This window comes from Bradyrhizobium sp. OAE829, assembly GCF_040546575.1.
Taxonomy (GTDB): Bacteria; Pseudomonadota; Alphaproteobacteria; order Rhizobiales; family Xanthobacteraceae; genus Bradyrhizobium.
In genome coordinates this window covers 40,725-61,493 of the sequence record NZ_JBEPOE010000001.1, presented here as the reverse complement: position 1 = coordinate 61,493, position 20,769 = coordinate 40,725, and the positions used below count along the sequence as shown (strand labels likewise).

Here is a 20,769-nt window from a genome sequence, read left to right as displayed (position 1 = left end):
ACTCAACGCTGTAAAACTTGGGGGCAACGTCACTTGTCGCCTGCCTTCTATTTTTAACAATCCACTCTGCAGGTCACGCGCCGCGCTCCTTGACCATCCACGAATTAGGCCCGCGAACATTGGATTCGTCTTCGAAATTCTCGCTTACGAACGCTTCTTGCTGTGACGAACGATTGCGCGAATTGCTCGATCACGGCGTGCCAAAGCGCGCGTTTCGTACCTTGCAAGCTTTGCTGTCTCGGGCAAGGCCCGGCGGATGGCTTCTGCAAGGCGTGCAGGACCAAATGGCGGCATGGTACTTGAAGGATCCAAAAGCTCCTGCCAATTTGGTGCAAAAAACATTCTTCTGATGTCGTCGGGGTTTCTGCTCGGACGTTCGATGTAGCCGAACACGTACACGCGCTCAATCCAAGCGACCCTCGTCATTTTTAACGTTGCCAATTCCAACTCCGCATCCGCGGCCTCGCGCGCATGCTCGATGATGAGTGGATCAGCGGAACCTTGGGCGAATAGCTGCGAAAGCTTCTCCATTTCCGGAGTTGTTTCCCGCGGCCGGGCTGCGGCCAGTCCATGCCTGCGAGCGTTGTCTCGCGACCGCTGTTTGCCCAGAGTTGTTTTCGGCCCGCTGCTCTTTTTTGCGTTTTGCTGATTGGCTGCAATTTGCGCGGGAGTAGCCATTATGCGGTACCCCTTTGGTCGAGAGATCCCCCATCGCCATCTATCGCACGCTGGGTGACGGTGCGCACCCGTTCGGCCAGGTCGTCGGCGCGGCGTTTGAAAATCTTGTTAATTGCCTTATCGCGGCGATCCTCCCACATCGCCATTTCCCTTCCCAGACTCTCCAGATCGGCGCCATTGAGCTTGATCGCCAGCGCCTCGATCGCCAGTTCATTAAGGCTGTATTTCTTCAATAGCGCAGCAAGTTCAGCTTTGACTTTTTCGGAAGTAAACCACCGATCAGCCAATATCTCGGCTTCGATCTCTTGATGCGTTCCCAGCTCCCAAACAAGAACTGCACAATCGCTTTGCGAAACGACATGTTGATGATGCTGGGTCGGCTGCATCGCAGCCGCCTGATGTGCCAAGCGCCTTCAGCAGCATCGCGGATGTTGAGTTTGTCAAATATGTCCTTGGGATCTAGTTCTTCAGTCAAATGAGCAACAAAATCGTCGTAGTCTTTCTGGCTTTCCGTCAGGAGCACTGGCGGAGATCTCAATACAAATAGTTTTTCGAATTCTTCGTTCATGGGACATTCCCTTCCTGCGTTGCGAAAATGGATGTGCTTGTCGGTCATCACCCGACACATTTCCCGAAGATACGCCGCTGGGAACAACGCTGAATGAAGCGATTCACTGGTAGCGTCATGACGATGACGCAATGGAATCATTAACCGCTCGTTAGAGCCACCACACATCCATCGAGTGTCGGTGCGCAACGCCAGTTATCCACAGTGCAACGGAGGCGGCGGCAATGCGGCAATTTAATTCACAACTAAAATTGGGTTCGTTTTGCAAATTACGCACGCGAGTTACGACAGGGCGGCGTATTATTTCGCGAGACGCACAAATTGACCCGTTCAACTTCCACCATAGTGGAGCCGGTCTTCAAAGTTTTTGTGCGCTAATGCACTCGGCCGCCTGGCCCTCTTACTTGTTCCCAGGCGCAATTTTTTCATCAACCGATTTGCAAAGTTCAACGTCGTACTCGGACATGTCCGGTGCAATCGGCGTGCTCGAAAAAGGACGCGATCCGGTCGACGCGCGCAGCCGGCTGTTCGCATTTGTGCGTCCGCCTGGCCACGCTGCGAGCCAGTACGCTGCCGAGCAGCGTTGACCAACCGCTACGTGGTTTCGGCGAGCAGAATCGGAACAAGGATTTTGCGATCGTGCTCACGAGTGAGTTCAGGAGAACGTCGAGGTCACGCATCGAACTCCTCTTATGCCAGCGTCTTCTTCTGAATTCGCTTGTTAACGCTGCGTGCCGACGGCCTCTTCTCTCCGACTTCGAACGCGGCGAGATCGGGCCCGAACTCTTCTGGCACGCCTGCCTCATGGGACTCGAGGGTCTGGTGTCCAAGTTGGACGATCGACCGTACCGGCCCGGCCGGTCCTAACGGCCCCAGCGTATGGGGTCCTCACAGGGAGAGGCTATGCTGGGGCGCCTGTTTGTGCCCGATTGGCACATACCGGCGGACTTCGTTGGCAATGATCGACGCGGGACCGAAGCTGGTCCGCCAGCCCCCTCCACAACACTCAGTCGTGAACGAAACTCTTTGCCCGAGATCGCGAAGCCTTCCTAAAACAACGCCGTCTTACCTTTTGGCTTCTCTAACACCCATAAGGGAGAGCAAAATGCGTACTCATTTTTCGGCGCCATTGTAATCGCGGTCGCCGCTGCGGGGGGCACACTTTGATCTCATCCTCACTTGCTGAAGCTCGGGGAAGTCGATTGCTCAATGACCCCGCGAGAAACTCCTCTTTAGTCAGTCCAAATCGGTCGGAACGATTTAGCTACTGCCAAGGCACGTAACTCATCGGTCTCCAGAGCGATCTTCTGTGCGAGCATTACGTCGCCAGGAACCAGCGGTTCGTTGGGCACGAAACACCACCCAAATTTCGGGTGACCGTATTGGTCAAGTTCGTAAACATTGGCCGCTGTCCCGTAACGTATGCGATATCGCTTGCCGCTTTGACAGCCCGTGACTTCGAAACATTCATGCTTTTCGAACTGAGCAAGTTGTTCAGCCGACAGCCACTCGCGCAGTAACTTAATGCCCCGCCTCTCACGCTCGGAGCGGAACAGTTCGCGATAGTAATTTCTCAACAATCGCCACCGGCCAACGCACGCCTTTTGAAATTGAAAAATCATCCCGAACATGGGACTAGCCGCCGACTAGCCGCGGGAAGAATAGAGTTTTCTCGGCCGCAGGGTCGAACCTGCCGGTTACCACCGGTTCTCCCGAGAAATTTCTCGTTGCCACTGTAAAGCCGCCCGTTAGCTGCTTAAAGCGCTCTTCCGCTTCCTGCAGCGCCTGCGGGTTGTTCGCATCAAAGTCGTGGCGAATATCGCCACAGTGGTCCATCACGACTTGGGTTGCCATGGAAACGCTCCTCGGGCTCGCATCAATGAACGAAACTGCAATGTTAGAATTTCTGAGAAGTTCCTATCAGTACAAGAATGATCGCCGTTTTTGATACGCCGAGGATCCGATGGTCAATCAGTGATCACGTCGGTCGCTTTCGGCAGCGATAATTCTATGCAGATCTCCAGGGGTCCGGATCGGTCCGGCCGGAGAAGCAATCGCCCCCGAGGCAGCCAAAATTGGTCAGGCATTCGCCTCCCTGACGACTAATTGCCGCCTTTTTCCCAAAGCCACCCTACTTTAGCTGTTGGGGGGGCGGCATCATGGAAATTTTTCGAGTTGACAGGGTTTTCACGGCTAAGGACCGATCAAATTATGACTGCCGCTTCTGCGCAGGACGGCTCACTAAACGATCATGGAATCTGCAAGCGGAGCTGTCATTCATATGTTTGAATGCAAGCAGTGGGGAGAACGTATTTGGACCGACTAGGCGGCGGGCACGTTCGGGCCACAAGCGCCTGGTTCAGGCGAAGCCAATAGCGGCAGAAGGTTGCAAGCTCGTCAGAACGGTCAAAGGGACCAGGCTTCGGGCCGGCAATTGCGCGACGGCGCCTTGGTAGTCGCCGCACTCGCTTTAAGATGAGTGAACTCGGAGCCGCTCGATGCCCGGAGCTGGCCGGGCAGACAGGGATCTTTGTCGAGGTAGCCAAAGCAACACGGGCGTTACCGTGTTGTTCAGCGGAGCCAACAGACCAACGGCCTTGCACAGGGATTTTATCGCCCCAATCTAACGGTAACGCATCGGGCATTGACGGACTATCCGCGCCGATATCGTCGCGCGCCTTCTCGCTTGCGCTACTTCCTGAAGAGCCCCGCGACCCGCCGGGTGGTCATGAGACCGGATCTCGATGGCCGGAGTCTAAGAATAGCTGCTTCCCGCTTCGCCGCCTCCGCCTCAGTTGCAGCAGATCGTAGCGCTCTAGCGCCACCACGCTCAGCAGCGTACCTCATGGGCGCCTTTCGCGCGCGCCCAGGTTGCGATACGATGCCTTCGGCTTGTTGAGCTAAGGCCCAAGGCTAAAAATGATCAGCTGGCGATTTGCTGTTCCGACCGTTCTAGGCGCAGCTGCCCTTGCAGCCTGGATCACCTACGGCGTTTTCCCGATCTCGCCGCCGCTCATCGAAGAAAATCGCCGAATGCCGACTGTGTCTGAGGGGACGGGTAGTCAGGATATCGCGTCTGAAGATGAGATGTTCGCCTACCAACGAGCGGCGGCGGCCATCCTAAAGCGCAATCCGAATGCAAAAGCGTCGGCCGACGAGCTTCCATTGATCACCGGTCGTATCCCGCTGCCAAAGCCGCGCCCCCTCCCGCGACCCTGAGGGCTATTTCCACGATCGATAGGCATCCAGCGCGTGAGCGACAAGAATGCCGACGCTGAGAATTACCAAAAATAATGCAACAGCCTCGAGCATGGGCGATCCTAGTACAACTCAAGTAAGCAACGCCGCGAGCTGCACAATCAAATGAATCGTTTGTCATGCGTTGTTCTCGGCATTGACGATTCTAAGCAACTGTGGACCCGCTTCCAGCATTATCCGGCCGTAGCGCTGCAAATCTCGGGCCGCTCTAACTAGCCGCGCAATGCATCGGTGGTCGTGAGACCAGATCTCGATGGCCGGATTGTTTTCAAGATACTGCCGGACCTCCCGCTCGGCGGTTTGCGAGCCGGTATCGGCGAGCAGCGCCACCCCGCTTAGGTCGACCGCGTAGGCAATGAACTTCCTCATCGCTTTGTCCAACGAAAAGCCCGGCGAGATGCCGGGCGGAACGCAAGTATTACACAGTTAAAAAGCAATGGCTCAAATTAAGCCCGCCGCTCCTGGCCGTCTGTTCACTTTTGAACGTTGTGCGTCAGGCTCCTTATCGCTTGCTCGCCCGCTCTGGTTGGAAAACTCCCGGCTTGTAGAGATCGGATCTGGGGCTGAAGGCAAAAATCGAAATAATGGGCCAGTGGTCTTTCAAAGAGCAACGCCGTTTGCTGCGAATGGCTCCGGCGACACTAAGTGAGAACATTCACTGTAGCGTCTTGACGAAGCTGCAGGTGACAGCTGTTAACGTGGAGCCGCCGCGCTTCCATCGAACTATCGGTGCGTAACGCCAGTTATCCACAGTGGAACGGAGGCGGCGGCGTTTGTCATGCGGCGTCACGTTGAAAGCGGCCGTTGGGGCTGTCGTTGCCGATCGATTTTTGAACAAACGCTCGACGCTGCGCGGGTGCCGCGCTCGAAGTCTGAAAAGATCGAATAACTAGTCCCTGCGAAATTGGGTTCGTTCTGCGAAATTTTGAGACGCGCCGATTACGGTCCGTCGGAGCTGAAAAGGATTTACTTCTTCCGGGTCTGACGCTTTTGCGTTGCGGCTAAGCGCACTCCGGGTCCACCACCGTTTCCGTTAATAAACTCGATGCCGGCAGCCTCCAATGCACGTTGCATTGCCTCGACCGTGCGCACTTTCAATTCGTCTCCGCGTTCAAATCGCGCGACGGTGTCAATTGATACTTTGGCTGCTGCAGCAAGATCTCGAACCCCCCAGCCAACGGCTGCACGAGCCATTCGGCACTGCACGGGCAACAAAATCATAATAAAATCCTGATTTCGGTTGCAATAGCGGTTTTATGCGATATCATGTTTTTGTTCTGATTTCGTATTGAAGCGAGGCTTCGTCACTTATGGAGGTCGAGATGCGCGGGTGGATGGTAACTGATTCAAGTGACAGGCGCAGCTTCATCGGCGGCTCAGATGCCCGGATCGTCATGGGCGCCGATGAGGCCGCCCTGCTTCGTCTGTGGCGGGAAAAGCGCGGTGAGGTCGAGCCTGAGGATCTCTCGAACAACCTGATCGTTCGGCACCGCGACCGAGGCCCTCAATCGGCGCTGGTACGAACGCAATACCGGCCACGTCATCACCCAGGTGCAGCGGCAAGTGTTTCATCCGATCAAGAGGTGGATGGCCGCCACCCTTGACGGCAGGGTTGAAGCGACTGGGGCGGTATTCGAGGCCAAGTTCATGCTGCCCTGGACATTTTCAGAAGAAGGCGCCGCGGAAAAGCACATGGCCCAGCTGCAGCACAACATGTGGGTTGTCGCTGCAAGGACCGCCGTGCTGTCGATCATCACCGGAGGCGGCAAATGGGTGGAGATGTCCATTCCGGCCGATCCGCTCTACCAGCACCTGCTGCTCACGGCGGAGAAAAAATTCTGGCACTGCGTCCAGACCGGCGAGACCCCTCACCTGTTTGGTGTCGAGCCGCCCAAGCCGCGGATCGAAGCGGTCAGGATTGTGGACATGAGCGCGTCCAACTCCTGGGCGGAATTCGCCGGGGTGTTTTGCCGAACCCGGGCCGCCTTCCTCGATCACGAAGCCGCGAAGGGCGAGCTCAAAAAACTCGTTCCCGAGGACGCGAAAGAGGCCAAAGGGCACGGCGTCCGGGCCAAGCGCTCCAAATCGGGCGCTATCAGTTTTGAACTTCAGGCCGCCGAATAGCCGCTGCCGAACTTTCCGATCAGGAGACGTTTGGAAGCCTGAGCGAAGCACTCGCAGTAGGTTGGGACGTGGATGCGCCCATGCAATCGCCGTTCGACTTTGTCCATCTCGACCCGTCCTGCGATCCTCCGGAGGGGTATGTCGCAGCCTTTGAGCTATTGGCCGCATTCTGGTGTGAGCTGCGCGCATTTCGGTCCGCCTGCCCGCAGGATGCGTTTCTGGCCGGCTTCACCGCCCATCTGGAAACCCAGCTGGTCGCCGACGCTCTCGTGTTGGCGATTCAAGTCGAACTCCTAAGCGCCCATTAGGGACCCCGGCCATTTTAACGGAGTTACCGATGCAACGTGCAAGCCAGTCGATCAGCAATATAGGCGCCGCCCTTGCCAGAGCGCAGGCGGAGATCCAGAACCCGGAAAAGTCGCTGACGGCGACCATCCCTTCGCCATTCCCGCGAGAGGAGAGCCGAACCTTTCGCTATGCCTCGCTGGCAAGTGGACTGGATATCGTCCGAAAATGCCTCAGCAGGTACGAGATCGCGACGGTCCAGGCAACGGCGATAGAGCCTGAGACCGGTCTCATCAAGCTCACCACGACCCTTCTCCATGCTTCCGGCGAGTGGCTGGCCTCGGACTGGCCGGTCTGTCCCATCACCGAGACCGCGGCCCCGCACCGGATGGGCTCTGCCCTCACCTATGCCCGGCGCTACGGCCTCTTTACCCTGGTCGGGATCGCCGGCGATGACGATCTCGATGCGCCCGATGCTGGTCCCCAACCGGCGGAGCCAGCCCCCACAAACAGGCCGCAATCCGATACGAACGGCCAGAACCCGCCAGCGAAAACGTTCCAGAGCGCCCGCAAGCGTGCCAACGGTGCTCATGTCAACGTCCTGCCGGCAGAAGCATCGGCAACGCTGCGCGACCAGTTGCTTGCCGAGCTCGACGGGTTGGGGCTCAAGGACGATCTCGACGCCTGGGCCCTCCAAGCGTGGCCAAAAGCAAACTCCCTGACGCCTGCAGATGGCGACAAGGTCAGGACGGCGTTTCAGGTCCGGCTCGACCGAATGACGTCGCATGCTGGTATCGCGTCAGGCGAACTGCAACAACCGACGGCCACCCCAGAGGTCCGATCGCGCATTGACAAGAGCGTGCTAACCCTGCCGGAGACCAAACGGCAGCGAGACCGGCAGCACCTGCGCTTTGTCGCTAGCCACCCCTGCCTTGTCTGCGGCCGCGAGCCGTGTGATCCACACCATTTGCGTTTTGCACAGCCCCGCGGTCTCGGCCAAAAGGTCAGCGACGAATTTACAGTGCCGCTGTGCCGCGCGCATCATCGCGAGCTACACCGCGCCAGCAAAGAAAGAGATTGGTGGGTGACAGCCGGCATTGAACCGGTCGGTTTGGCGCGCCAGCTTTGGCTGGAAACCCATCCGCTGCCTGTCGTTGCACCCGTCCAAGAAGAGGATGATGCAAATGGGCCGCCTGCCGCGCCGCCCCGTCGCATATGCCCAGTCGGGAAACAACGTCCTTGATTCAAATCATTGATTGGATGGAGTGGAAGGCTCGAGCGTGCGACAACCGATTTGCAACGCTGATCGCCATCTCAGCTCCTCTTCGGTAGTGTCGATCTGCTCGATATTGTTCGCCTACTTCAGCGAGCTTGGCCAGTGGTACTGCCATTCCCTGCTTGTATCGGGAGCTCGGTAGCAAAAATGGTAGGAGATCTATTTTGCGGCTCTTGGCCCATTGCGCTTCTCGTACTCGCACTCTTTGAATTCGAGTAACGGAGTTACGAATGGCGACCAACCCGTCCGGGCAGATCGGATGAGCGGTTGAGTCTTCGGTCGCTCATTTGTGCCCGTGGGTCCTACCCTGGTGCCAGTCAGTCCGACGCGGTCGCCCGCTAGGAACTTTTGCAACGGGCCATTTTAGTCAGCGCACGCGGGCCGCCCCCGGTTGCAAATCTCCAAGGCGGCCTCTACTTGCCCCGAGCTGGGCCGTTTGGATTCGCAACTATGCGTATTTAAGCCGGATGCGTGCATCCTCAGCGATCGAAACTGCCTGTTCTTCTGGCGTGGGGTCCAATCAGGCTTCTGCCTCGTCGCAATGTTTATGATCGACTTGGCTAGCAGGTTGGGGTCGCAGGGGGTGTTAGGGTGTCACGAACCCTTCGGGCTCCGCCCCAGTTAATGCTCTGCATTTCTTCCGTCATCGGGACGCGCCTGGCGGACGGTCTGGCGATATGCCCCGACGGTACAAGCTTTTGAACGATCCCCACCGCGTAGTGTTGGGCACTCGCAACAGCCCAAAGCTCTTTGCTGCCATCGGGATGGGTTACTTCCACTATAGGCATATTGGCGCGAACCTCTGTCGTCATCCCGCTAATGTGCCCCCCGAAGCGGGCCAGCCGGCGCCGCCACAATTAAACTGACCACAACCCATAACGACAACGATCGCGATCCTTTGCTGCGATGCAATAAGCTCTTGCAGAGATATGCGCCGGCCATCGGTTGTGGAACTCTCGGCTGTCGGGATAATGGCTTTCGCGTCAGCCGAGCTCACCGTGCCCAGGGGCTTAATCCGGCTAGCAGCGGGCTGTATCGAGTACGGCATCGAAGAGATTGTCGCGCGCGATCGTTTCAAGAAGATCGATAGCGAGCTGCGCTTCGCTACAGCAGAGGGCGGCAGCGCGCGCGCGTAAGCTCGCGATGGTCTCGCAGCTCAAAGTCAACGGAATGGCGGGGCTGAGTTCCAATCGTTTCGGCACGCGCAGGCTGATGCCTGCTATGGAGCATCGTACTACAAGCGTGCTCTCTTTGCATCCGATCCTTTCGGCAATATCCCCTTTGCGCAAGCCTTGCGCGACCAACGCGGGAATGCCGGCCAGAACTTCGTGGGTTAGAATAGCTTGTCTTCCCATCGGGAGCATCTCAGACTGTTGCGACCTAGCATCGTTAGCTAGCCGTTAGACGTGTCGAGAGCGCTTGGGGTTCACACCCCGCGTGATGAAACCTTTCACTGGCCCGAGTCCGCGGACGGGCTTCTTATCGCTCCACCGCCACCGCGCGGGCGTCTCTTGTGCTAGCGTTCTGCCAATGAACGGCCGCAGCTCAGGGGCAGTGGCTGGGGCCGAAAGTTTGCCTGAACGGCACACTGCAATTATGCGACCGGGCTATTATCCGCGCTATGGCGCAGTCGACGTACCCCCTATTTTCCGTACTGCAGTCCCTTTCTTCCCTTGAACGCCTTAAAGACTCGGTTTCGATAGGGAATTGTCAGTGACCGTCCTGCCCGCTACTGTCGAAGATTGAAACAGCTCCAGCCCCTATGGGCATCGTGTCAAAGCGGTTGATCGTCAAAAAGACCGCCATTCGCTGCGCGGCAAATCTCACGAAAAGGCCCGGCTTTCCCGCAATCAGAAGGTGTCGTGGAGCCGGTCGGCTTCCATCGGCCGCGCGTCACGTTCCCCGCCGTCCGTGCTTTTAAATGTCCAAAATTTGCCGGGCTTTGTGCCGGGTAAAACTACGGACGTTTGCCTTGCCGTCATTACTTAGCCGATTGGTCCCCTTTCACTTTTTGGGCAGCGTTTTTTGATCCTCGTAAGCGCCGCGTTCTTCGCGCTCTGTTCATGCTCCAGAGTGAGTAGGCCCGGAACAGAAAAGGGCGGTAATTGGCATGTTTTGCGTTTTACCTTCTGACGAGCTGCGCCCCCGCCGGTCGTCATGAGAGCAGATTCTCAATTGTCGAATGGTCCTCTAAGTTGTTTTGAGATAGCATCCGAGCTTTAACGGCGTAGCGTTTGGGTTTAGTCATGTTGGACGAAGAATTTAAGAAGCACGCGCCCGAACAGTGCGCCAATTGGCCGTCAGTTCGAAAGCCGTGGCACCGGGGCGGAGCGATAGGTCCGTGAGCGGGCGAATGAAATACGGTGACATTCGCCCCTACGCAATTGCGGTTTGCGCGCTTGCAGGATTCGCGTTGAGTGTGTCGATCACTGTCGCAGCCGAGATAAAGACCGCTAATCTCAAGGACGATAGCGTCGAAGTTTCCATCTCCGGCAATATTGCGGCGGGTGATGCTGAATTACTGAGAACGCGAATCAAAGCGGCGACTGATGCGGGTAAACTGGTGACCTCGGTGCGATTGAACTCGGAGGGTGGTAACTTACTAGAAGGTGCCCGGTTGGCAGACGTGGTCAGGTCTGCAAAGGTGTCCACCAAAGTAGGGGAAGACGCAACCTGCGCATCAGCTTGCTTTCTCATCTTCGCGGCAGGGGAAACAAAGTATGCATATGTTCGCGCCCGCATTGGAGTGCATGGCGCGTCCGAGAATGGTACCGAGTCTCGCAAAGCAACTATGGCGATGGCCCGTATTGCAGAAGAGTTGACTGTCCCCTCGTCCATCATTCGCCGCATGGTAAACACGCCGCCCAGCGATGTGACCTGGCTTAGCCTCAATGATCTTCGATTGATGGGAGCGGATATCAAACACTACAAAAACCAGTGAAGCCGCGTTACGAGGGATCGCGCGATGCGGAACATGCGAATTTTGATGACAATGAGTTTACTCATGACGCATACCGCTGGATCAGCCAACCCAGTGGAAGGGCCCGGCGCGAGTACGTGCGCCCAATTTAGCAGTATGTACCGGGCTAATGCGGGAATTGAGGATACGTTTTTTACCTGGGCACAAGGGTATATGTCGGCCCTCAACATGAACGTTTTGACGAGCAAGCTTCCACCGCGCGAATTAGCCGGCGGAGTGGCCACCCAGAAAGCAACTATTCGCAGTTATTGCGCAGACAACCCGCTAAGGAACTACATGGATGGTGTCATCGAGTTGTATAAGAAGCTGCCTCATCAAAAGCTTTGAGTTCAGCCGATTGATCCTGAGACATCAATTGAGGCGCTGGGTACGACCTGACCCTTGAAACCATCTTTGGATGCCGCACCCTCGAGTGGCCGAGTGGTTTAAGGCACCGGATTGGGCGTGGGTACTATTAGCCGTCCTGGGCAGCTGGTTTGCAACTCCGTTAGATCTCCGCGCGCGCGGCATTTTGTGCTGAATTGGTAGCGGTGCTTTTACGGCCTACCTCAGTCGAACAGTCTTGTTCAAGCGACGGCTCAAGGTCCGGGGTCTGGATCGCTGCCGCCAAGGAACGTTAACAGGCGCTCGATCTCATTTGCGGCCTTGATGCGAATTTTACGGAGGACGCTTGCTGGCCCGTTCGCGTTTCGCTGCCTGTGTAGCCAGTCGGGCAGCTCAAGTCGGAGCAGCATGGTCCTTTTACCTGAGCAAAATCCATGTGATGAAGCCGGCAAAACATAGAGCCAACCAAACCAGCGAGAATATCTCAAATCGATCCATGGCTCGTCCAATGTCGAAGCCTCGGTCCAGCAATTCAACCCTTCTTTCGGCGAACTGTCTATGCGGTGGCTGCGCCAGCCGCGAAAGCATGTAGGTCCGCACTCTGGGACACCCAAGGGATTGATAATTTGCCGTAAGTGTAGCGCCGCGCTTCAATAGCGGCGAACTCACCTGACGCCCTCACCCCAACGCTCCGACAATTGGCACCTCTACAACGGTGACGTGCAGGTCGGCACGATCGCAGTCCAATCGAGCTTGCCGACCCACGCCAGGCAATGGCCCGGGATTGCGGCTTCTACTCTCACATCGCTGAAGGTCTCACTGGGCTACGCGGCAACCCTTCGATCTGGCGCGGGCTGGTTTCGAAAGGCGTGGAAAGGCTACCTTTGCCGGTGCACGGAATCCGACTTCGACGAGTACCGGAGCCCGCTTGGCTGCCCAAGCTGATAGTGGAGGCGGCCTGATGGACAAGGTGCCCGGACTCGCCCAAGGCCTTTGCCGGCCGCTGGGCATCGTCGAATGGACAACTGGGACAGCGACTTCCTCGATGTTGTCCAAGAGGCGCATCTCACCTTCGGGGGTAAGTCCGACGGTGAAATTGCCTTCGGTGAGCTGAAATAAGGCGAGGCATTGCCTCTCTGCCGGTCCCATCATCGCGAGTTGCACCGGCATGGCGACGTTTGGTGGCGGCAGGTCAGTATTGATCCCCTGCTCACCGGGTCGGCACTGTGGAAACACACGCACCCTGCCCTTGCGCAGCTCGACGTAAAAAACATGTCAGACAACACTTGCAGCCGCTCAGATCTCATCAATGACAATTGATTTTACGAAACGAACCCAATCGTCAAGGCTGATACTACATGACCAGTCTCAAGCAGGTCGAAGCAAACCGCCGCAACGCCTGCCGAAGCACCAGTCCCAGTACCAGCGAAGGCAAACTGCGCTTGTGGCAAGATGCCGTGCGCCACCGACTAAGCAGCCATCATTGTCGATTATGACGCGCAATCAGCTGTGGAACGCGAGCTGGTATTGCGGCTAGCCAGCCTGTTGTGGAGAATTCGTCGCGACACCACGATCGAGATGCTTGAGTTTCGGAAGAAGCGATTTGCAGCAAAGACGAACGCGCCGCCTCTTTCCGCCGACCGACGAAGAAGTCGTGTCAGATCCGGAGCGCATTGCGCAGGCGTCTTTCTCCGCGCCAAGAGCGAATGCCTGCTCCTCCGATCTGGCGCAATGCTTTTCGCTCGCAAATTTACCGACCTACAACGCTAGACCGACTGAGCCGCTACGAAGCCACTCTCTGGCGCCAAGCAGGCCAGACCATGTTTGCGCTGGAGGCATTGCAACGAGGAAGGCATGGCAAAGACGGAACCCGTTTCGATCACCCCCTCGAGAAGGATGGCCGGGTCAAATCCAGGATGATTTTGAAGAACTCGTGTGCTTATTCTCGGAGTTGGCCTGGGGCTAGGCGGCTCAGGATTAAGCCGCATCACAGCATCTGCGGTTGGTGGCAAAGCAGTTGCCTCGTCTGCGGCAGCGAGCCCTGCGATCCGGCTGGACTCCCACTCACTACCCGCCGTCCCTCTTGTGGAAACAGAAGCAATGCAATTAGGACGCGATGACAGTCGCTTTGTTAAAGCGCAAAACGGCTCGACCATGGATAGCCGGCATCCGCAGCCGTTGCCGCCTAAATTCGCCTGGCCGCGAATTCGTAGGCCCCACGGTGTTATGACGCAAACGCCAAACGCAGGCCGCCCTGATAAAGGCAGCGCGATTGGCCGCTCGATGTTTTGCGGGGCGAGCGTGGCGCCAGCGGCCGAGACGTAGATGGCGGTTTTGGCTTTCGGGCTTTGGCTGGGTGGTGTGTGTGTGTGTGTGTGCCGATCACGGCGTCGTCTGCCCGATGAGCCGGTCAGGCAACGTCTGGTACCACGCGGCATGGAGAGCTTCGTCTCGACCGTGAAGACCGAGCGAACTGCGCGCAAAATGTACTGGCCGAGGGAAGGTGCCAAGGCCGACGTCCATTATATTTGAGCGCTTCTACAATCCGAAACGCCGACATTCGACGATCGCATATTTGAGTCCTATAGAATTCATGCGGCAGGTGGATTAGCTTAAGCGGGAGTGTCAACCGAACCGAGGCATTTAGGCAACGGGCAAAACCAGCCGTATGGGGGAGCACTTCAATTTTTTATGCCCGGACGAACATGACGAAAATAGCGGCGGCAAGGATAAACCCTGTCGGATTTCGATTGGCGGATCTTCCTTCGCCCTAACAAATCTGAGAGCATTGGTCCGTAGACATCAATAATGATAGTTAGCTGATGCCGGTGACTTCAATGGTTCGTCTAAGCTATCAGTACCTTTGAGCGGTCTGAGATTCTCTGTAACGCCGACTAGAGGGCCATGGAAATGCTCAGGTTATAGCTATGCATGCGGACAATGCTGACGCACCGGTTATTAAACGACGAAGAATGCTACCACACTGGCTCGCTCTGTTGGCACTGGGTTTTGCCTTCCTGCTTTTAGTGCCATGGCTGCAACGGGCCTTCTGGTTGACGCAATGCCCGGGCCAGATCAGGTGCGACACTCAATGGTACAACCTGAGCTGGACGCCTGCTGTCGAAACCTTTCTCTCTATCGGTGTCATTCTGGTAGTCGCTGCAATAGCCGGCGTTGCCGTGGTCGATCGAGTAGCTGCAAAGATCGTTTCCTACATCGCGAAAAACACGAATTGGTGGACAGCCGTTACCGTCGTTGCCGCTATATTGCTGCCGTTGTCACTGGCATATTTTGTCCTGGACCGATTTCCGAATTCTGGCGACGAGTATTGCTACCTGTTCGAAGCGCACACGCTCGCCGGATTTCGACTATGGGAAACCCCGCCAATCCTGGGAACTAATTTGATACCTTTCCGCACCTGGATTTTCGATTCCAAATGGGTCAGCCAGGCTCCGCCGGGATGGCCGATGGTGCTGGCCGGCGGGCTGCTGCTCGGAATTCCGACATGGATGATGAATGCACTGCTGGGCGGAGGCAGTGTCGCGGCACTTGTCGCGCTGTGCAGGCGTGTCGGTGACCGATCCACAACCGTCGTCGCCGTTGCACTTTTTACACTGACCCCATTCTACATCATGAACGCGGCGTCGTATTTCCCGCACGTCTTGTCGTCGCTCTTGATCCTGTTGTTCTGTTTCTGCCTGCTGCCGGAGGGCGAGATCGTGCGGAGCCACAAGCTGGTTGCAGCGGGCGCTATCGTCGGAATGTTATTAATGACGCGTTATTTCGACGTGTTACCGTTACTTCCGGCATTTCTGTTCTGGCTCGTCACGCAGAGGCGGAAAGCATGGCCGCGCATCCTTGGGCTCATGGTCGCAGGATTCACCCCGTTCCTGATGCTACTCATGATCTATCAATATCTGATCACCGGTAACCCATTCCGCAGCTCTTATTCCGTCATCAACACTCCTGAAGTATCCGAAGCGTTCGTGAACCTCGATCCCTCGCGAATCGCAAACGAAGCGATCTTGGTGGTGGTCGTGTCCTTGATTCGGCTGGCAGAGCTTGTGTTGTGGACGTCCCCAATTCTGGTAATCGCCTATTGTTGCTGCGTGCTACGTAAACTCAAAGACCGCAAACTCGCCTACTACGATCTGATTTTTCCGAGCTTCCTGTTTGCCTATACAGTCCTCGCCGATCCCGGCGGTAACCGTTATGGTCCACGCTATTATTTCGGAGCATTCCCTCTGATGATGGTGACCATCGTCTCAGCGCTTCCTTTAATCAAGGCGAGACTAAAACGGCCGATAGATCGCACGATGCTGCCCCTCGGGTCCATTGTCTGCTTGCTCTATCTTTTTGGCACTGCGCCACTTGTGCTGGCTGGGTTCCGGCTTGAGGTATTTTCACGCCAGGAGCCGTTTCGGGTCGCGACGCAAGTCATACCCGGTAACGCGATCGTCATTTTGGACACGAGTGCAGCAGGTCTCCACGTTTGGGATCTTGTGCGCAACCCACCATCAATGAACGCGGCGTTGCTATATGCCCGCTCCGGTACAGACATTGGCGCACTGCGAAATGCGTTTCCCGAACGGTCGATCTGGCAGTATAGTCGATACGATACAACGCAGCCTGGTCAGTTGATTCGCATTATGCCGTAGTGGCCGCAAGATGATATTCTCCGTCGGAGAATGGACTTGCGTTCCTTGGCAAGCCACTCCCATCAAAGACGAGCGCAACTGACACACCCAGCTAACTAACTGTCGTAAAGGCTTTGCAGGGTTACTTGCACTCACCTTCCGAAGCCCGCAACCCATGGCTATGGCCAACGATGCGGGTCTAGTGACGATTGAAGGAGGCCACTGGGACGTTTCCGGACTGCAGGGTTTCCGCCCGTACTGGTATCGGAACATTGGAGGGAGGCTTCAGTGTCGCTGGTCACGATCCAAACCTCAACTTCGAAAACAACCTTGCGACCCTCACCGTCAACGACCGACGTGCACAGGTGAACACGTTGTTCGCCGGGCTGGGCATGCAGCCGGTGCGCGCGGTGGACCCGGCGATCGCGGCCGCACCCCAGGCGATTGTAAGCTCCGATTGGCTGACGGGAGCGGCGGCACAGTCGAAAGCGGATGCGGATACGCTGGCAGCCTGGGCCGACGTCATTTCGAATTGGCGCGACCGTTTCGACGTCGTCGTCGACATCCACGGTGCTTGCGAGAGCGCGGTCGCCGCGCCGGCCCTAAAACGCGTCGCGCGTTCAAAGATCGCTGATGTCTACATCGCTAACCGACAGCATTGACGCGAGCGCCTGTGCGGCAATCGGCGCACGTCTCAAATATACCAGGTAGTTAGCGTAAGATCGTAATAGAAGCGGTCCGCCACAGGAAGAAAACTTGGTAGGTTACAGCGGCCGGAAGTGCGCCAAACCAACAGTCATCGCTGCTACTCCACCCGGAAGACACCGGTTCATTGACGAAGTAGCCGCGCTTTGTGGAAGTAGCCCACAGGCCGCCGATTTTAGCACCTGACCCAAACGGGTGCTGATTTTGGGCGCCCCCCGTCTTCCACTTCCAATTGCCTGCCTCAAACAAATGATAGCTGGCGGGCTGGTTTGCGATCCGGCCCAGTTTCAGAACAGATATAATGGCTCCCGCGCCGGGGTTAGAGGGGCCGGGGAGTTGACGGGATAGCCGTGGCAGGTCGGCTGCCAACGCCCCATGGCGCAGGTCACTGCCGCTTGCTCCCGACGGAGTGCCCCGCTTGTCCATAGTACGACGGCCGAACTCCGACGCGCAAAGCCCGCTCCCGGAGAGGACGAGCGTTCGCTTCTGCCGCCAAGCTTGCCAAGCCGTGGTCCGGTGAAAATACGTATATGAGTTGGCTGACCATTGAAACGATACCCGAGCCTGTGCAAACATCGGCCTAGTTTGTCGATTAGCGGGCTACTTTTGGTTTAGCGAAGCATCATGCAGGTTAGCGCCTTGCGTGCCCGCCCAGGTTGCGAAAAGATGTCGTTTGGCTGGTCGAGGAGCGCATTTCAATTGATCTCTATTGCTGGCTCCGGATCTCTAAATGATCACCAAACCAAGTCTGTAACCGCGTGACTCCAATTATTGGCAAAGTAACGGCCACGCGCGTGACGGGACTTGTTGTCGCGATCCTGGTGGCGGTGCTGTTCAAGCTCACGGCGTTCACGCCGGCCTTTCTCGTTGACGGGGATACATGGCTTCACGTGGCGGCCGGGGAATGGATTCTGGACCACCGCACCATCCCGCGCACCGATCCGTTCAGCCACTCAATGCTCGGCGCACCCTGGACCGCACATGAATGGCTATCGGAGATTGTTCTCGCCCTCTCATTCCGCGCCGGCGGCTGGAGCGGTGTTTCCCTCATCGCCGCATTGGCTGCATCAGCCGCGGCTCTCATTCTCGGCTTAAGACTAACGCGCGACCTTGCTGGAGCGGCGCTTGTGATCGTCTTGGAACTGGGAATCTGGCTCTGGTTTCCGAGCTTGACCGCGCGTCCGCACATCCTTGCGTTGCCGATTGCCGCACTGTGGACGGCAGGTCTGCTCGCTGCACGCGACCGCGACGCGCCACCACCGCTGGCGTTCGCGCTTCTCATGATACTGTGGTCAAACCTGCACGGTGGTTTTGCTTTTGGCATCGCGCTGATCGCGCCGTTCGCCGCAGAAGCCCTGCTTACGGCACGACCCGGTGCGCGCATTGCCGCAGTACGGGGCTGGGCAATATTCGGCTGCGCGGCAGTCGCCGCCTCGCTCGTCAACCCCTACGGTATCGAGGCGGTAATCTTTCCTTTCCGGGTGCTGGGAATCGAGAACCTCTCCCGCGTCAGCGAGTGGGCTGCGCAGGACTTCAGTCGCTTCAGCCAAATGCAGGTAGCGCTGATTGCCCTGATTGGCTTTGCCCTCGTGTTTCCAATGAAGACGCCTCCCATCCGTGCCGCACTCGTCGCACTGCTGGTCTTGATGGCGCTTATGCATATTCGTCACATGCAGCTCTTCGGCCTGATCGCGCCGATGCTGCTCGCCCGTCCGATTGCAGGAGCGATCGGCGCGCGTCCGCCCGAAGACGCTCGGCGGATTACGCGCACGGCGCTCGCCGCCTGCCTCGTTCTCACGCTTCCGATGGCTGTGATACGCGCAAGCATGCCGATCGTACGAACCAACGGTCAAGGCGCACCGATCGCCGCACTAGCCGCGGTTCCTGCTCAATTGCGCGACCAACCGGTCCTCAATGAGTACCCTTTCGGCGGCTATCTCGTCTTCGCCCGGGTGCGACCCTTCATTGACGGACGGGCCGACATGTATGGCGGGAGCATGCTGGGCCGCTACCTCAATATTGACGATGGCGACGAAGCCGCGCTCAAAGAGACGCTCGCTCGCTACAAGATATCCTGGACGATCTTTTCACCCGATGCCCGAACTGTCGGCATTCTCGACCGCGAACACGGCTGGCGGCGGCTATTTGCCGACAACGTTGCGGTGGTTCATGTGCGTCTTGACGCGCTGCCGTAGCTGCCGCTCTATCGGCAGCAATTACCTGGAAGCCGGTGCATATCGGTGTCCGCAAGAAGCTGGACACTACACGTATCACGGCTGCAATTTCCTTCCCCACCGCGAAGAAGTAGAGCAAGTGGGTGACCGCAAAGGACAGCAGGCAAGTCCCCAAAATGCTCGCCATCACGTACAGGCCGACACCTGACGGGATCGCGCCAAAACCCGACGGGACCGTAATCGGGCCGAGCGATGCGTGCGTGACGTTGGGTACGAACATCTGACAGGACATGACAAAAAACAACGCATACGCCACGCTCAGGTGAGTTGCGATCGTGAAAAGAGGCCGGGACCTGGCTGCGAGCCCGATGCAGCCAAGCGCGAAGATCGGCACTGCACCCCTGAAGAACTAAAATCCGTCGATCGGACCGTAATAGCTCAACGCGGCATCGCTGCGCTGAAAGATGCCGAACATCTTGAGATTGATGAACCAGAGAAGTTCAGAGCTTGGAACATATTGAAGGGTACGCGCCGCCAATTCAGCACATGAACAGCGCTAGTGGTCCGAGGAATTGCAGTTTGAAAAGCCGGTTTATGCGCAACCCATACGTCTCATACGACAACCCATACGTCGCAAACGTTTAGGCTGTCTTAAAGATTCCCGGGTACGAGGCGCGCCTCGGCGCGATACTAAATTAGCCCTTAACTAAAATGTTACGGCCAAGATTACGGCTGGACTTCCGGCGGCCTTTCGATGAACGCCCGGCTGCCGTTGAGCAGCTCCAGGTTGTTGGCGATGGCCGGGTTGCCCGGATCGAGCGCATAGGCCTGTTGGAACTTGCGCCGCGCCGCGTTCAGATTGCCGCGCAACATGTAGGAGTAACCTTGGTTGTTCAGCACCTGAACGGTTTCGCCGCCGAGCCGGATCGCCTGCCGATAGGCCTGATCCGCCAGATCGAAGCGGCGTATCCGGTCATAGCTCGCTGCCAGCCCGACCCAGGCCGTCAGGTCCTTGGGCGCCTTCTCGACCGCGTCCTTGAAATAGCGCTGAGAGATTCCGAAATTGCCGCGGTTGAACTGCTCGAGGCCCATCCGCACCGACTCGTCGGAAGGATAGTATTTCGCGTCGGTCGGCTCCTGCACCGGATCGGGACCGGCAGGCGCAACGGGCGCAACCATGGCGGCATCACGCACGGTCGCTTCTTGCACCGTTTCGCAACCCGCCAGGGCGGTCGCCATCAAGGCGCAAGCCAGCCATCCAAAAGGGCGCCACATAACCGTTATCCAGCCTCACTCATCAACGTGAACAAAAAATCGCCTCGTCTAACTTTGGAGCAGCGGCATCAAATTAAACGATCAAACTCATCAAGGTCGGACACCCGCGCCCAAGGCAGCCGCGCCGGTGCCCTGGAAGACGGCACCGCCTGCGTCCACTGCGGCCGCCGTGGCGCCGGCAGTTCCCATCGGGAGGTGTCCCCCGGCTGGGGTGCTTATTCCGAACGCTGGCAACGGGTCGCGCGGTTGATTGCCGGCACGATAACGCGTGATCGCGCCATTGGTCTTCGCCGCCTGGACCACGATCCGGCGATCGTTGACGCCCTTGGGCCAGGGATGGATCGTTTGCGCGGCGATGTTGACTTCCTTGGCATTGCCGGCACTTAGGGTGATGCTATCGGAGCGCTGAAAATAACGATCCATTTCGTCGTTACCGGCCAGGCCGTTGCAAGACCCAAGCGTAAAGACCGCGAGTAACACCGTGC

18 protein-coding genes and 2 pseudogenes are annotated in these 20,769 nt (G+C 57.4%); 11 read left to right on the top strand and 9 right to left on the bottom strand.

Annotated features, from left to right (window positions below; all coding sequences use genetic code 11):
• Positions 1 to 144: 144 nt before the first annotated feature.
• From ABIE49_RS00270 to ABIE49_RS00255, 4 genes are all read right to left on the bottom strand, one after another.
• Entirely contained in the window at positions 145 to 678 is a 534-nt protein-coding gene (locus tag ABIE49_RS00270) for a hypothetical protein (protein ID WP_192735909.1), read from the bottom strand.
• Positions 678 to 1,064 carry a hypothetical protein gene (locus ABIE49_RS00265; protein WP_192735908.1) on the bottom strand — a complete coding sequence of 129 codons (387 nt, stop codon included), beginning with the start codon at positions 1,062 to 1,064 and terminating at the stop codon, positions 678 to 680. Before ABIE49_RS00265 ends, ABIE49_RS00270 begins: the two co-directional genes overlap by 1 nt.
• Before the next feature lie 1,414 nt (positions 1,065 to 2,478).
• Complete coding sequence (locus ABIE49_RS00260) at positions 2,479 to 2,877, bottom strand: hypothetical protein (protein ID WP_354066524.1); 399 nt, start codon at positions 2,875 to 2,877, stop codon at positions 2,479 to 2,481.
• A gap of 4 nt (positions 2,878 to 2,881) precedes the next feature.
• Complete coding sequence (locus tag ABIE49_RS00255; RefSeq protein ID WP_192735907.1) at positions 2,882 to 3,100, bottom strand: hypothetical protein; 219 nt, start codon at positions 3,098 to 3,100, stop codon at positions 2,882 to 2,884.
• Positions 3,101 to 4,165: 1,065 nt separating this feature from the next.
• On the opposite strand from ABIE49_RS00255, the gene ABIE49_RS00250 reads away from it, so the two are divergent.
• Complete coding sequence (locus ABIE49_RS00250) at positions 4,166 to 4,465, top strand: hypothetical protein (RefSeq protein ID WP_192735906.1); 300 nt, start codon at positions 4,166 to 4,168, stop codon at positions 4,463 to 4,465.
• Positions 4,466 to 4,621: 156 nt separating this feature from the next.
• Here ABIE49_RS00250 and ABIE49_RS00245 read toward each other — a convergent pair whose 3' ends face one another.
• Both ABIE49_RS00245 and ABIE49_RS00240 read right to left on the bottom strand, forming a co-directional pair.
• Positions 4,622 to 4,873, bottom strand: a complete 252-nt coding sequence (locus tag ABIE49_RS00245; protein WP_192735905.1) for a hypothetical protein — start codon at positions 4,871 to 4,873, stop codon at positions 4,622 to 4,624.
• A gap of 597 nt (positions 4,874 to 5,470) precedes the next feature.
• Positions 5,471 to 5,725 (bottom strand): helix-turn-helix domain-containing protein, encoded by a 255-nt coding sequence (locus tag ABIE49_RS00240; RefSeq protein ID WP_502915848.1) that lies wholly within the window; start codon positions 5,723 to 5,725, stop codon positions 5,471 to 5,473.
• A 101-nt stretch (positions 5,726 to 5,826) separates the two neighbouring features.
• Here ABIE49_RS00240 and ABIE49_RS00235 point away from each other — a divergent pair.
• From ABIE49_RS00235 to ABIE49_RS00225, 3 genes and pseudogenes are all read left to right on the top strand, one after another.
• Positions 5,827 to 6,628, top strand: a pseudogene (locus ABIE49_RS00235) (YqaJ viral recombinase family protein).
• An 80-nt stretch (positions 6,629 to 6,708) separates the two neighbouring features.
• A complete protein-coding gene (locus ABIE49_RS00230; RefSeq protein WP_192735904.1) occupies positions 6,709 to 6,936 on the top strand; it encodes a hypothetical protein in 228 nt (75 codons plus the stop codon).
• 29 nt (positions 6,937 to 6,965) lie between these two features.
• Entirely contained in the window at positions 6,966 to 8,156 is a 1,191-nt protein-coding gene (locus tag ABIE49_RS00225; protein WP_192735903.1) for an ERF family protein, read from the top strand.
• A gap of 1,052 nt (positions 8,157 to 9,208) precedes the next feature.
• Here the strand turns inward: ABIE49_RS00225 and ABIE49_RS00220 are convergent.
• A complete protein-coding gene (locus tag ABIE49_RS00220) occupies positions 9,209 to 9,544 on the bottom strand; it encodes a hypothetical protein (protein WP_192735902.1) in 336 nt (111 codons plus the stop codon).
• A 998-nt stretch (positions 9,545 to 10,542) separates the two neighbouring features.
• Here ABIE49_RS00220 and ABIE49_RS00215 point away from each other — a divergent pair.
• The 7 genes and pseudogenes from ABIE49_RS00215 to ABIE49_RS00185 all read left to right on the top strand — a co-directional run bounded on the left by ABIE49_RS00215 (position 10,543) and on the right by ABIE49_RS00185 (position 19,559).
• The gene (locus tag ABIE49_RS00215) at positions 10,543 to 11,130 is read left to right on the top strand and encodes a COG3904 family protein (protein ID WP_192735901.1); all 588 of its coding nucleotides are present in this window, start codon (positions 10,543 to 10,545) and stop codon (positions 11,128 to 11,130) included.
• Between the two features lie 63 nt (positions 11,131 to 11,193).
• Entirely contained in the window at positions 11,194 to 11,496 is a 303-nt protein-coding gene (locus tag ABIE49_RS00210) for a hypothetical protein (RefSeq protein WP_192735900.1), read from the top strand.
• Positions 11,497 to 13,870: 2,374 nt separating this feature from the next.
• Positions 13,871 to 14,104: pseudogene (locus ABIE49_RS00205) on the top strand (IS3 family transposase); the annotation flags it as partial.
• A 316-nt stretch (positions 14,105 to 14,420) separates the two neighbouring features.
• A complete protein-coding gene (locus ABIE49_RS00200) occupies positions 14,421 to 16,151 on the top strand; it encodes a glycosyltransferase family 39 protein (protein WP_192735899.1) in 1,731 nt (576 codons plus the stop codon).
• A gap of 353 nt (positions 16,152 to 16,504) precedes the next feature.
• On the top strand, positions 16,505 to 16,792 hold the full coding sequence (locus tag ABIE49_RS00195) for a hypothetical protein (protein WP_354066523.1): 288 nt from the start codon (positions 16,505 to 16,507) through the stop codon (positions 16,790 to 16,792).
• Positions 16,793 to 17,629: 837 nt separating this feature from the next.
• Positions 17,630 to 19,030 (top strand): hypothetical protein, encoded by a 1,401-nt coding sequence (locus ABIE49_RS00190; protein ID WP_192735897.1) that lies wholly within the window; start codon positions 17,630 to 17,632, stop codon positions 19,028 to 19,030.
• 235 nt (positions 19,031 to 19,265) lie between these two features.
• Positions 19,266 to 19,559 carry a hypothetical protein gene (locus tag ABIE49_RS00185; RefSeq protein WP_192735896.1) on the top strand — a complete coding sequence of 98 codons (294 nt, stop codon included), beginning with the start codon at positions 19,266 to 19,268 and terminating at the stop codon, positions 19,557 to 19,559.
• A gap of 176 nt (positions 19,560 to 19,735) precedes the next feature.
• Here the strand turns inward: ABIE49_RS00185 and ABIE49_RS00180 are convergent, their stop codons facing one another.
• The gene (locus tag ABIE49_RS00180) at positions 19,736 to 20,203 is read right to left on the bottom strand and encodes a tetratricopeptide repeat protein (protein ID WP_354066522.1); all 468 of its coding nucleotides are present in this window, start codon (positions 20,201 to 20,203) and stop codon (positions 19,736 to 19,738) included.
• Between the two features lie 171 nt (positions 20,204 to 20,374).
• Positions 20,375 to 20,764 (bottom strand): hypothetical protein, encoded by a 390-nt coding sequence (locus tag ABIE49_RS00175; RefSeq protein WP_192735895.1) that lies wholly within the window; start codon positions 20,762 to 20,764, stop codon positions 20,375 to 20,377.
• Positions 20,765 to 20,769 lie beyond the last annotated feature (5 nt).

Bases quoted from the DNA above. Each gene is read 5' to 3' on its own strand.
- ABIE49_RS00215 (WP_192735901.1), top strand. From the start codon at position 10,543: ATGAAATACGGTGACATTCGCCCCTACGCAATTGCGGTTTGCGCGCTT.
- ABIE49_RS00245 (WP_192735905.1), bottom strand. From the start codon at position 4,873: ATGAGGAAGTTCATTGCCTACGCGGTCGACCTAAGCGGGGTGGCGCTG.
- ABIE49_RS00200 (WP_192735899.1), top strand. From the start codon at position 14,421: ATGCATGCGGACAATGCTGACGCACCGGTTATTAAACGACGAAGAATG.
- ABIE49_RS00260 (WP_354066524.1), bottom strand. From the start codon at position 2,877: ATGTTCGGGATGATTTTTCAATTTCAAAAGGCGTGCGTTGGCCGGTGG.
- ABIE49_RS00255 (WP_192735907.1), bottom strand. From the start codon at position 3,100: ATGGCAACCCAAGTCGTGATGGACCACTGTGGCGATATTCGCCACGAC.
- ABIE49_RS00250 (WP_192735906.1), top strand. From the start codon at position 4,166: ATGATCAGCTGGCGATTTGCTGTTCCGACCGTTCTAGGCGCAGCTGCC.
- ABIE49_RS00210 (WP_192735900.1), top strand. From the start codon at position 11,194: ATGACGCATACCGCTGGATCAGCCAACCCAGTGGAAGGGCCCGGCGCG.
- ABIE49_RS00225 (WP_192735903.1), top strand. From the start codon at position 6,966: ATGCAACGTGCAAGCCAGTCGATCAGCAATATAGGCGCCGCCCTTGCC.
- ABIE49_RS00270 (WP_192735909.1), bottom strand. From the start codon at position 678: ATGGCTACTCCCGCGCAAATTGCAGCCAATCAGCAAAACGCAAAAAAG.
- ABIE49_RS00265 (WP_192735908.1), bottom strand. From the start codon at position 1,064: ATGCAGCCGACCCAGCATCATCAACATGTCGTTTCGCAAAGCGATTGT.
- ABIE49_RS00240 (WP_502915848.1), bottom strand. From the start codon at position 5,725: ATGATTTTGTTGCCCGTGCAGTGCCGAATGGCTCGTGCAGCCGTTGGC.
- ABIE49_RS00230 (WP_192735904.1), top strand. From the start codon at position 6,709: ATGCAATCGCCGTTCGACTTTGTCCATCTCGACCCGTCCTGCGATCCT.
- ABIE49_RS00220 (WP_192735902.1), bottom strand. From the start codon at position 9,544: ATGGGAAGACAAGCTATTCTAACCCACGAAGTTCTGGCCGGCATTCCC.